Raw genomic sequence first — 12492 nt, 5'->3', positions numbered from 1 at the left:
ATTGTTTAGCTTTCACTTATAGATGGAGAGATAACTTATGGAATATTTATCAATCAGTCAGGTGGCTGAAAAATGGAAGCTTTCCACAAGAAGAATTAATGTCTTGTGCTCAGAAGGACGAATTCCAGGAGCAATGAAAATAGGATCATATTGGGCAATTCCGGAAGATGCGGAAAAGCCAGCTGACGCAAGAATCAAGAGTGGTCGCTACGTGAAGACAAAAGAAAACGAAGAAAGGGGTCGTACCAATGGCTGCAATCAATGATTTAATTAGCCAGATCCAAGATGAGACTCTTCGAAATAGAATCCAGGAAGAAGTGAGTAAAATGGCCAAGCAGAAGAAATTCGGCTTGGTCTTTGAAGAACATATGCCGGAAAGCACGCCTCTCTATGATATGCCAATCAAAAGAGGCTGTAATGTTATGCGCCGTGACAGCAAGGACGACAAATCCATCTATGTTGTACTGAAGGTTGAAGGCGATACCGCTGTCTGCGTTAAGCCGGAACAGAAAGATGAAGCGGTCACCTTTGAGCTGAAGGATATCGTTCGTGTTGCGGAATTTGGAAAACCAATCTATCCCTATCTGAAACCGTTGGATTCAGTTTGCAATGCACCGGATAGCGATCTTTGGCACACGCTGATTGAAGCGGACAACTATCATGCCTTGCAGCTTCTGGAATATTTGTATGCGGGTAAGGTGGACTGCATCTATATCGACCCGCCCTACAATACCGGCGCAAAGGACTGGAAATATAACAACGACTATGTGGACGGCAATGATGCTTACCGCCACAGCAAGTGGCTTTCCTTCATGCAGCGCCGTTTGCAGTTGGCAAAGAAACTACTGAATCCCAAGGATTCCGTTTTAATCGTGACCATCGATGAAAAGGAATATCTGCATCTTGGTTGTTTGCTGGAAGAAATGTTTCCCAATGCAACAACAACCATGGCTACTGACGTGATAAATCCACGTGCAGGAGTCGCAAGACCAAATTCTTTTACAAGATCACAAGAATACGTATACTTCATACAAATTGGATCGTCGAGTATTGCATCTGAACTTTTGGTAGATGATACAAAGAAAAATCCAATATGGTTTTCTCTTATGCGCACGGGATCAAACAGTTCCCGTAGCGACAGACCTAATTTATTTTATCCAGTATGGGCAACACACGAAGGTCGTTTGGCTTACATCGGAGATAATATACCTGTTGATAAAGATAAAAGCACCGTTCTTGCACCCAAAGACGGTTTAATTGCAATTTGGCCTTTACGTCCAGACGGGAGAGAAAACACCTGGCAGTTGGGACGCGATTCACTAAAAAAAGCTTTCGATGAGGGAACAGCAAAAATTAATGTTCACGGAAGCAGGCTTACCATTAACTATCTCCGAAATGCAGAAAAGGAGAGAATAAGTAATGGCGAAATAATTGTTGAAGGTAGAGAAGATACAGGGGCATTGATTCTTAGGCACAATGAAAAAATTGGAAAGACAAAATCCCCCGATTCTGTTTGGCAGAAAGCATCTCATGATGCGGGTATATATGGCTCAAGCTTAATAAGCGCTATATTCCTCGAAAGAAGATTTTCATTTCCTAAATCATTGTATGCGACAGAGGATGCCTTGAGATATGTCGTTGCCAACAAGCCCAATGCTCTCATCGTTGACTTCTTCGCAGGAAGCGGCACGACTATGCACGCAGTGAACCTGCTCAACGCTGAGGATGGCGGGCACAGACGTTGCATTATGGTGACAAACAATGAGGTATCTGCAGATGAAGCGAAGATGTTGAAAGACAAAGGCTATCAGCCCGGTGATGAGGAATGGGAAAAACTCGGCATCGCCCACTATGTTACTTGGCCGCGCACGGTCTGCTCCATTAAGGGACAAGATGTAAATGGCAATCCTCTAAAGGGAGATTATCTTGGCAGTGAGCCGCCGATGCATATGGCAGATGGTTTCAAAGCAAATGCAGCATTCTTCAAACTTGGCTTCTTGGATCCGACGGCGGTTTCTCTCGGTATGCGCTTTTCGGAAATGCTGCCTACGTTGTGGTTGAAAACTGGTGCAAAAGGAAAATGCCCGGAATTGACCGGGAAGCAAGTCCCGGACATGATGATCTTGCCGGAAAATCAATTTGCAGTCTTGATCAACGAGAATACATTTGCCGATTTCGCAGAAAAGCTTGCGGAGCATCCAGAAATCCAAACCGTATTCTTGGCAACCGATTATGAAGTGAATTATCAATCTATGGTAAAAAATCTGAATGTCACAGAGGCGTATCAGCTTTACCGGGATTACTTGGATCACTTCCGTGTGAACAGAGGGAGAAACTAAGAATGATTTGTGAATTATTCCCATTTCAAAAACAGGCGGTCAATGAAATGCGCCTCCGCGTGGCGATGGCGCTGAATAACTATCGCATGCTGAAGATTCCTCAGGTGGTTTCGCTCCAGGCACCAACAGGTTCTGGCAAAACGATTATCATGTCTGCCCTGATTGAAGATATCTTTTACGGCTCAGAGCAGTTTACTGAACAGCCGGAGGCCATTTTTGTATGGCTCTCGGATTCTCCGCAGCTGAATGAACAGTCCAAGCAGAAGATCGAGCTGAAGGCAGATAAGGTCCGTATGGATCAGTGCGTAGTGATTTCAGATGAATCTTTCGACAGAGAGATTCTGGAGGACGGTCATATCTATTTCCTGAATACGCAAAAGCTTGGCAAGGCCGGTAATCTGAGCCGTCATTCGGATACGCGACAGTATACGATTTGGGAGACCATTGAAAATACGGCAAGAGAAAAAGCTGACCGTCTGTATTTCATTATTGATGAGGCACACCGCGGTATGCAGGGACGCCAAGCAGGAACGGCAACCACCATCATGCAGCGTTTTATCAAGGGCAGCAGCGAGCAGAATCTGTCGCCCATTCCGGTTGTTATCGGAATGAGTGCAACTGCCGAGCGTTTTAATTCCCTTGTCGGGCAGGCAACAAACTCTACATTGCATAAGGTTGTTATTTCCCCGGCTCAAGTTCGCCAATCTGGATTGCTCAAAGATCGTATTGTAATCACTTATCCGGAAGATCCAATCAAACACGGTGACATGGCCGTTCTCCAGGCTGCAACAGACGAATGGCAGGATAAGTGCAAGCACTGGTATCAGTATACCTATGAGCAGCATTATCCCAATGTAAACCCTGTGTTTGTTATCCAAGTCTGCGCTGGTTCCGGTACGAAAGTATCTGACACTGATCTGGACGATGTAATTGCGAAAATTGAAGAACGTATGGGCGATAGCTTCAAGGAAAACGAGGTTGTACACACCTTTGGTTCCACGGGCACATTGTCGATTCACGGATTGACCGTGCCGCATATCGAGCCATCCGAGATCGCAGAAGATCGCCGCATTCGTGTTGTTCTTTTTAAGGAAAATCTGTCCACTGGCTGGGACTGCCCTCGTGCAGAAACTATGATGTCCTTCCGACGTGCAGAAGACGCAACCTATATTGCGCAGCTGCTTGGACGTATGGTTCGCACACCGCTTCAGTGTCATGTTCTCGTGGATGATTCCTTAAATGATGTGCGTCTGTTCCTTCCGTATTTCAACCAGGATACCGTTCAAAAGGTCATTGATGAATTGCAGGCAACCGAAGGCGGAGAAATCCCGACAGTTGTCGATGGTGAATCTCTGGAAGATCAGACCTATGATACATGGTCGGTTCACACCCAGCGAAAGAAAACGCAAAAACAGACGGTTGGTCAGCTGAGTATCTTTGATTACCCGAATGGCTTCCAAGAAGAGCCTGCTGCGGCACCTTCCACAGCAGTTGGAGATATGTCAAATTCTGGAGCTGTGGCAGCGAATCAAGGTGGAGCAGATTCAGAAATTCCCGCAGAAGGACAACACCAGACGATTCCGCTGGAAACCGTGTCTGGAAACGATGTACATGCAGGTCAAGAAACTGAGAGAACCAGTGGAGGCAATCAATCTGTGAATAAAGAGCAGCCAGTGCTGACACCGGCTATATCGCAGATGTCGATGCTTCCAACAATAGATCGTGAAGGAATCACAAAGTTCATCAATGAACAGGGATATCTGACTTATATCGTCCGTACGGTAAAAATCAACAGCTATTTGAAGTCTTTGATGAGCTTGGCAGGGCTGTTATCGCAGTTCAATATCTGTATTACGGCGGCTGAGGATGTGAAAAACGATGTTGCTGAACTTATCCACAACTATGTGAACGGTCTGCATGATGCTGGAAAATATGACGAGCTTACAAAGCAAGTCATGAAGATGAAACTGTCTGTTCAGATATTCGATGTTTTCGGTGAGAAAATACAAAGCGATAACCGGATAGATATGTTTACTGCATCCGAGTCTGACCTTGATCGTCAGCTAAGAGTAGCAGACGCAAAAATGGGTGGATGCGGTTTCCACTTGGCATATGGGCGTAAATATATCGACTTCGACAATCCGAACGCCTTTAAGGTGGATTGTATTCTGTTCGCATTCGACAGCGAGTGTATTGCGGAATTAAATAAATACGCTGAGAAGAAGTTCCATGAATTGAACGATCAGTATCGTAAATATATTGTGGCCAAACCGGAGAAGTGTCAAAAGCAGTATAGCGATATTGTTGCTAACGGCGATGAAATCAGTAAGCACAACTTTACTCTTCCGGAGACAATCAGTGCCAAGGTCGAAGCAGATGGAATAAAGTACACGGATCATCTTTTTGCCAATGCAGATGGAATAGCAAAAATTAAGTTGAATGGCTGGGAACAGGCTGTTTTGGCAGAAGAGCAAAAACGTGAGGATTATGTTTGCTGGCTGCGGAATCCGTCCAGACAGTCTTGGTCACTGCGGATGCCCTATGAGATGGACGGGAAATGCAAGGAGCTTTATCCGGATTTCATCATTGTGCGCCAAGATCCAATTCTAAAGTATATCGTTGATATTTTGGAGCCGCACAATCCGGATTTCAAGGATAACTTGGGCAAAGCTAAGGGGCTTGCAAACTATGCTGCAAATGAACCAAGAATTGGCAGAGTGCAGCTGATACGTATTGGAAAAGACGCAGCAGGAGAAAATCGCTTTAAGCGGTTAGATCTTGCAAAAGGCAGTATCCGCAATAAGGTGCTTGCCGCAATCAATACGGATGAGTTAGACCATATTTTTGACACAGACGGTGTGTTTGAAGACTAAATTTATTATACGGATAGGGGTTCATCATGGAACGTATCAACGCCACAACAGGCTCTTACAATTTTATAGATTTATTTGCAGGAGCTGGTGGATTGTCCGAAGGCTTCATCCAAGCGGGCTTTTCACCTGTAGCGCATGTGGAGATGAACCCATATGCTGCTCAAACATTGGAAACGCGAACGGGATACTATTATCTCAAAGCACAAGGGAAGCTTGATATCTACAAGGATTATATTAGAGGAAAAATCACCCGCGACGAATTTCTGCAACATATTCCAGAGGAGCAGCTACAATCCGTATTTTGCGAAACGATGTCAAATGAAACCCTTCCAAGGTTATTTGAAAATATAGATAGGATCCTTATGCAAAGAGGCATCAAACAAGTAGATGTCATTATTGGTGGACCGCCTTGCCAGGCATATTCTTTGGTGGGAAGGGCGCAAAGCAAGCATATGGAAACGCCGATGTCAGCGGATCCTAGAAATGATCTCTATAAGCTGTATGCGAGATTCCTTCAGAAATATCAGCCAAAGATGTTCGTTTTTGAGAATGTTATGGGAATCAAGTCGGCAAACGGTGGTGCAACTTGGCTGAAAGTCCAGGAAGCGCTGCGTTCCGTTGGCTATGAGATTGAATGTCATGAGCAAAATGCAAAGAATTTTGGTGTGCTGCAAAACCGAAGAAGAATGATCATTGTCGGGTGGCTGAAGAATAGTGGGCTTTCTTATCCGCAGTTTGAGCAGACAATAGCGGATGCTACGGTTAACGATATTCTCAGAGATCTGCCAGCGTTGCAGCCAGGAGGAAAATCGGGTGAATACAGATCAGATGATTTCAGCGATTATTTAAGAAACACTGGAATCCGCAAGGATTCTGACATTCTGACGCATCATTGCGCAAGACCCAATAAAGACAGGGATATTGAGATTTATCGGCGTACAATTGAACTCTGGAATGATGGGCACAAACGGCTGAACTATAATGATCTGCCAGATGAGCTGAAGACACATAAAAACCGGAAGTCGTTTCTGGATCGATTTAAAGTTGTAGAGGGCGATGAGGCGTACTGCCACACCATGTTGGCTCATATCTCAAAAGATGGACATTACTTTATTCATCCGGATATTGAGCAACACCGTTCCATTACTGTCCGGGAGGCTGCTCGCATCCAATCGTTTCCGGATGATTATTTCTTTGAAGGCCCGAGAACGGCTCAATTTGTACAGATAGGCAATGCCGTTCCTACGTTAATGGCTAAAGGCATCGCAGAAGGAATCGCCGATGAATTAAGTAAGGAGGGTATCGATGGAAAGCAATCTCCTACTTGAACAATATAGCTGGTATAAGAAGCAACAATTGGCCAAGTCCCCATTTAAATGTCTGCTGAATGCAGATATTGAGCCAAATCCCCATCAGGTCAATGCCTTTTGTGCGGCCATTCAAGCATTAAAGACAGGCGGCATCATTCTGGCAGATGAGGTTGGTCTGGGCAAAACAATCGAAGCTGGGTTGGTGCTTAATTATGTTCTGGACAACGGAGCAAAAAAAGTACTGATTTCGCTTCCTGCTACTTTGAGAAAACAATGGGAAGTAGAGCTTTTGGAGAAGTTTGGTCGCCAAGCTGTTATTCTGGATCGGTACACGGTTGAGCATGACCTTGCCAATGTGCAAACTCACCTTGGAAACGCAGATGAGGTTAGTATTGTCATTGCTTCTTATGATTATTCATCGAAACTAATTAAGCGTTTTCCCCATGTCAAATGGGACTTCCTGATTATTGATGAGGCTCATAATCTGCGGAATGTTTTTCATGGCACAAAGCGGGCGAAGAATCTTTATGATTTGACACACGGAATTCCTAAAATTCTTTTAACTGCTACGCCGCTACAGAATTCCCTCACTGATCTTCATGGACTGGTTTCTTTTATCGATCCTCGTATTTTCGGATCAGAAAAGGTTTTCAATCGTCGATTTGTAGATGGCTGTGATTATGAGGAATTGAAACAGGAACTTCTTCCGGTGTTATATCGCACCCTTCGACGCGATGTCGGAAAATACATGGCCTTCAGCAAGAGAACCTGTATTACGGTCGATTTCCATTTGAGCGCAGAAGAAAAAGAACTCTATGATGTGACCAATGATTTTCTGCGTCGTGATTCGCTGTATTCTATTCCGAATGCGAATCGTGGGCTGATTATTCTTGTTATTCGAAAGTTGCTTGCATCTTCCAGCTTTGCTTTGATAGAGACCTTTGAAGTATTAGAAAAACGTCTTGAAAAACTCTATGAAGGCACAAAATCTGCGTATGCTCAAGAAGGTTTCGATTTATTCTGGGGGTTTGTAGAAGATGAAATCGACGAGGAAGGGTTCAACGAATACGATGATGAAGAAACAGCAGAGAAGAAACAGGCTATTCAGGCTGAGCTCAAGATTGTAAGACATATTCTTGAAATGGCAAGGGCTATAAAGACGAATGCAAAGATTATTGCGTTGAGGGAAGCATTGAAATCCGCATTTGACCACCAGATTTCTGAGGAATTGAATCAGAAGGCTGTCGTCTTTACAGAGTCTAAGCGAACACAAAAATATATAGCCGCGGAACTAAGAAAATCTGGTTATGGCGAGGAAGATATCCTTCTCTTTAATGGTGACTTTGATGATGCCATGACGAAGGAAATCTTTCGAACATGGCAGGTCAAGAATTTTGGTAAAACAAACTATGGCAGAAGTGTGGAATATAAGCACGCAATTGTCGATTATTTCAAGAGTCATGCCAAGATTTTGATTGTTACAGATGCTGGTTCAGAAGGTCTAAATCTACAATTTTGCAATACAATCATTAACTATGACTTGCCTTGGAATCCGCAGAAAATTGAGCAGAGAATTGGCCGTTGTCATCGCTATGGACAAACTCACGATGTGGTAGCAATCAATCTGTTGAATACGGATAATGAAGCAGATCGCAGAGTATATGATATTCTTTCTAAAAAGTTTGAACTGTTCGAGGGCGTGTTTGGTGCATCGGATGTTGCGCTAGGCGCACTTGAATCTGGTGTGAGTTTTGAAAAGCGTATTCTGGACATTTACCAGAATTGCAAGAATATCACTGCGGTAAGGAAAGCATTTGCAGCTTTGAACAGGCAGCTAGATGCAAGGAAGAATGCTCATGCAGCAGAACTTCGCTCAATTCTGCTTACAGAAAGTAGAGAGGCGAAAGGGCAAGCGTTGGAAAAGACCAAGGCTGATATCGATAAATATCTATGTGATGTTGAATATTGGAACCAGTTTAAAGAACCAGAAGTGGATCACAAGCTACATTACTGGAAAATCGACAACTGGGGTGAAAAGATATTTGGTTCACATGGCGTTTTGTTTCTTGGAGCATTCATGGACAATACAAAACTCCTCTTCCCAGTTTTACTACTTTGTAATGAAAATGGTGAGTATATCAATTTTACTGAAGATGAGATTGTCTCCGCATTGGAGGAGGCTAATGATTCGGATGTTCGCTATTTTAAACCGACAGAAGAAGAACAATCTTATTTTCACCGGATTTATGCTCGCTTGATTTCAGAAGTTCAGGATCAGCATGATAAAACTGTAGCCCCTACTATCGCATATAACAAGAAGAAGATTGAAAACTGGGTCAATATTCAACAAGAACAGCTTCATGTTCAGCTTACTGATGCTCAAAAAGAAGTTGAGGAGTACATACTTGCTGAAATGGCGGCTACTGATACGCTGGAAAAAAAGGATATCCGAAAAAAAGCAGCTGAAGCGAAGAAAAAAATGGATAAGCTGCAACACGACCTGCCTAAGCGCAGAAAAGAGATTCAAGACGAGGCGCAGGCTGAAATTAATCGATTTAATCAGTCTCAGGAAATCAATCCATTGCTTCTGATTAACATTGTCCTTAAATTTTAACAGGAGGCATCACATGGCAGATAGATTTAAGTTTGCTGAGGTTCGCCAAGAAGTCATAGAAATGTTAAAGAAAGACTTGTTGGGACCGAATAGTGAAAATGAAATACTGAATCAAAACCCGCGCTTTGAATATATCGTGGGTATGCTTGCGCCACAAACCAGTGAAAATGATTCGAATGAGCAGGAAGTCGATGGAGATGCTTCTTTCGAAGGGGATGCAGATTATACTGCGGGCGAAGACGATGATAATGAGCCGGTCTTTACAAATCGATTTAAAACACCGTCTTCCATTGGCATCAGCTTTTACCTAGAAAGTAGTACAAAATCTTTCAATGTGGATGTGACTTGGGGCGATTACACCAAAGCTTCTGATAAAACCACTAACAAAGAGGGAAAAAAAGTTGATGTAAGCACGTATACACGTCATCCACAGAAAGAGACAGTTGTTATTGATCTGCAAGAGTTTAGTAAGACCAAAGAATACCCTTTGGTCTGTGATTCAAATGTTATTTTATATATTTCTAAAATCGGCCTCAAGCAGGGGTATACCTTGGTAACAGCATATGTTATCAACAAGCGCAAAAATCCTGAGAGTGATATTGCTGGAATGATGTTCCAAGTCAACTTGCGTGCCTATTCCCAAGACAAAATGGATATCTTCGTGGCAGAACACATATGCAGAAAAATTCTTGCCGTCGATGAATTTTACTTTGCCCAGCGACCTATTTTAGGGAGGGGGCGTGGTTGCGCAGCAACTTGGAAAGCCAATAAAAATGGACGTGCTTCTGAAATTGTATCGACATTTATTCCAGAGTACGAATTTCCAGGTGTTAGCGCTGCTTTGGAAGGATTTGACCCGTTCTTCTTCTCTATGAGAACTCTTTCTGTTGCAAAGAAAAAAGATGATATCATTACTCGACTGAATGTCTTGGCGGACTCCTATGAGAATTGGATTCAGAAAAAATTGGTTCATGATTCAAAAATGGATGATGCTAAGTTCAAGAAAGAAATTGGCGACACAGTAATAAATAAATGTATAGAAGCTCTTGGAAGAATCCGCGCGGGCATTCAGCTACTTGTAGAGGATGATATTTCGTTTGATGCCTTTTGCTTTATGAATCGTTCCATGATTCTTCAGAGAAATATTATGAATTTCTCTAAGAAGCATGGAGCCGGTATTGAGTGCGCCTTTAGGGATTTTGTAGATCCTCGCAATCCTTCCAATAATTTTGGCTGGAGACCTTTCCAGATTGCTTTTATTCTCATGAATCTGAAAGGTATTGTAGATCCGGAGCATGATAACCGTGAAGTTGTGGATCTTCTATACTTTCCCACTGGTGGAGGTAAAACCGAGGCATATCTGGGTCTTATGGCATTTGTTATTGCGAATAGAAGGCTGCGTGCTGACGAGAACGATGAATACAATCGTGACGGCGGTGTAACTGCAATTTTGCGATATACTTTGCGCCTGCTCACTACACAGCAGAGAGACCGTATCACCAAGATGGTTTTGGCCGCGGAACTGATCCGGCAAAAAGAATATCCGAAATACGGAAAAGAACCCATCAGTATTGGTTTCTGGGTTGGTGGTACTGTGACTCCGAACACCTTTAAAGAATTGGAAGAAGATCCGGAGGATCCAGCTAAAACAAGAAAAGCAAGAAGCAAGAAAAACTCTATCTACAAACAGCTGCTTACATGTCCATTCTGTGGGAAGCCACTTACAGAGGAAAATTTTTATATAGATATTCCTACAAAATCGGTTAGCATCTATTGTTCGGATGATAAATGCATGTTCTATAGGTATAAACCCAGCAATAAGATGAAAATCCCGGTTTATCTGGTAGATGAAGAAATTTATGCTAAGTGCCCGACCATTATTCTGTCAACAGTTGATAAGTTTGCCCGCCTTCCATGGGATGTGAATACAAATGCTCTGTTTGGCCGCGTTGATAGAATTTGCAGTCGCGATGGCTATGTTGCTATTGGAGCAGACCATGCTCGGCATAATCGTACAGAAGAGTTACCCACATCTACGCTTAGATCGATTAAACCATTCCTTCCGCCGGAGCTGATTATCCAAGATGAGCTGCATCTTATCACAGGACCTCTGGGAACCGTATATGGTGCATATGAAACAGTTATTGAAGATCTGTGTTCCTATACGATAGGAGAAAAGAAAATAAAGCCAAAGTATGTTGTTTCTACGGCAACTATCAAAAATGCTGCTGAGCAGACAAAATGCCTATATGGCAGAAAAGTAACTGCGCAATTTCCACCAAATGGGTTTGAAATCGGTGACAGTTTCTATATTCGTGAGGTACCGGTCGAACAAGATCCGTTTAGAAGATACGTTGGTGTCTGCGCACCTGGACAGTCTGTAAAGACAGCTTTGCTGCGTGTATATTCGATTATCCTTCAAAGTGCTTATAATCTTTCGCTGGATGATGAGTACAAGGATGTTATTGACCCTTACTATACCCTTGTTGGATATTATAACAGTATTCGAGAACTCGGCGGTGCCGTTCGATTGCTACAGGATGATATTCCTGACAGAATTCAACGTATTAAGAAAAAATATGGAATGAGTAGGCAGCGTTTCCTTAATCATAAGGTTGAAATTACTTCTCGCATGTCTTCTTATGACATTCCGAAGAAACTAAGTCAGTTGGAAACTCCATATACAGATGGAAATTGCCTAGATACGGCAATTGCAACTAATATGATTGCTGTTGGTATGGATGTGGATCGGCTTGGTCTCATGGTGGTAACTGGTCAACCGAAGCAGAACTCCGAATATATTCAGGCAACTAGCCGTATTGGACGTTCTTATCCAGGCTTAGTAGTCACTTTATATAACCCTTATCGCCCCCGCGACTTGTCGCATTATGAGAATTTTACCGGTTATCATGCTCAGCTATATCGTTTTGTTGAAGGCACAACAGCGACACCGTTTTCTGCACGTGCAAGAGATCGCGTGCTGCATGCGCTGGTTATTTCTGCAATTCGTTTGCATTATCCGGAATTTGCAAGCAATGATGGAGCAGCAGCTATTGATAAGCTAACCGATGAGCAGCTTAATGAAGTGAAGGCTCTTATCATGAATCGATTGAACATTATCAAGCCTTCTGCTAAGGCAGATACCGAACATGAGATTGATGATTTTATAAGCAATTGGAAACTGCTGGCAACTCAATCCAAGGAACTTAGATACTATGTCTATACAACTAAAACGTATAATCGCCTAATGAACACTTATGGCGAAGTTTGTACTGATCTTGAAAAGCCGACTCTTCGTTCTATGCGTGATGTTGAGAGTGCAGCAAATATGTTCTATTACACGGAGGACTAAAAAC

At 43.0% G+C, this 12492-nt stretch carries 6 protein-coding genes; all 6 read left to right on the top strand.

Features of this window, described 5'->3' with window-relative positions; translation table 11 throughout:
- Positions 1–37: 37 nt before the first annotated feature.
- From F3G95_RS03070 to drmA, 6 genes are read left to right on the top strand one after another with little or no spacing between them, the layout of a single operon-like run.
- On the top strand, positions 38–265 hold the full coding sequence (locus tag F3G95_RS03070; RefSeq protein ID WP_149793769.1) for a helix-turn-helix domain-containing protein: 228 nt from the start codon (positions 38–40) through the stop codon (positions 263–265).
- Positions 249–2339, top strand: coding sequence for a DNA methyltransferase (locus F3G95_RS03065; RefSeq protein WP_149793768.1), 2091 nt, complete (start codon positions 249–251; stop codon positions 2337–2339). The genes F3G95_RS03070 and F3G95_RS03065 overlap by 17 nt, the downstream gene beginning before the upstream one ends.
- Before the next feature lie 2 nt (positions 2340–2341).
- Positions 2342–5212, top strand: coding sequence for a DEAD/DEAH box helicase family protein (locus F3G95_RS03060; protein ID WP_149793767.1), 2871 nt, complete (start codon positions 2342–2344; stop codon positions 5210–5212).
- 26 nt (positions 5213–5238) lie between these two features.
- On the top strand, positions 5239–6540 hold the full coding sequence (locus tag F3G95_RS03055; RefSeq protein ID WP_149793766.1) for a DNA cytosine methyltransferase: 1302 nt from the start codon (positions 5239–5241) through the stop codon (positions 6538–6540).
- Positions 6518–9136, top strand: a complete 2619-nt coding sequence (gene drmD / locus F3G95_RS03050; protein ID WP_149793765.1) for a DISARM system SNF2-like helicase DrmD — start codon at positions 6518–6520, stop codon at positions 9134–9136. Before F3G95_RS03055 ends, drmD begins: the two co-directional genes overlap by 23 nt.
- Positions 9137–9149: 13 nt before the next feature.
- Positions 9150–12488, top strand: a complete 3339-nt coding sequence (gene drmA / locus F3G95_RS03045; protein WP_149793764.1) for a DISARM system helicase DrmA — start codon at positions 9150–9152, stop codon at positions 12486–12488.
- Positions 12489–12492: the final 4 nt, after the last annotated feature.

It is taken from the genome of Faecalibacterium sp. Marseille-P9312 (assembly GCF_902497445.1).
GTDB lineage: Bacteria > Bacillota > Clostridia > Oscillospirales > Ruminococcaceae > Faecalibacterium > Faecalibacterium longum.
The sequence above is the reverse complement of the archived record's forward strand: the minus strand, read 5'-3'. Positions and strand labels throughout refer to the sequence as shown.

Coding starts and splice junctions, on each gene's coding strand:
- F3G95_RS03070 (WP_149793769.1), top strand. CDS start 38: ATGGAATATTTATCAATCAGTCAGGTGGCTGAAAAATGGAAGCTTTCC.
- F3G95_RS03055 (WP_149793766.1), top strand. CDS start 5,239: ATGGAACGTATCAACGCCACAACAGGCTCTTACAATTTTATAGATTTA.
- F3G95_RS03065 (WP_149793768.1), top strand. CDS start 249: ATGGCTGCAATCAATGATTTAATTAGCCAGATCCAAGATGAGACTCTT.
- drmD (WP_149793765.1), top strand. CDS start 6,518: ATGGAAAGCAATCTCCTACTTGAACAATATAGCTGGTATAAGAAGCAA.
- drmA (WP_149793764.1), top strand. CDS start 9,150: ATGGCAGATAGATTTAAGTTTGCTGAGGTTCGCCAAGAAGTCATAGAA.
- F3G95_RS03060 (WP_149793767.1), top strand. CDS start 2,342: ATGATTTGTGAATTATTCCCATTTCAAAAACAGGCGGTCAATGAAATG.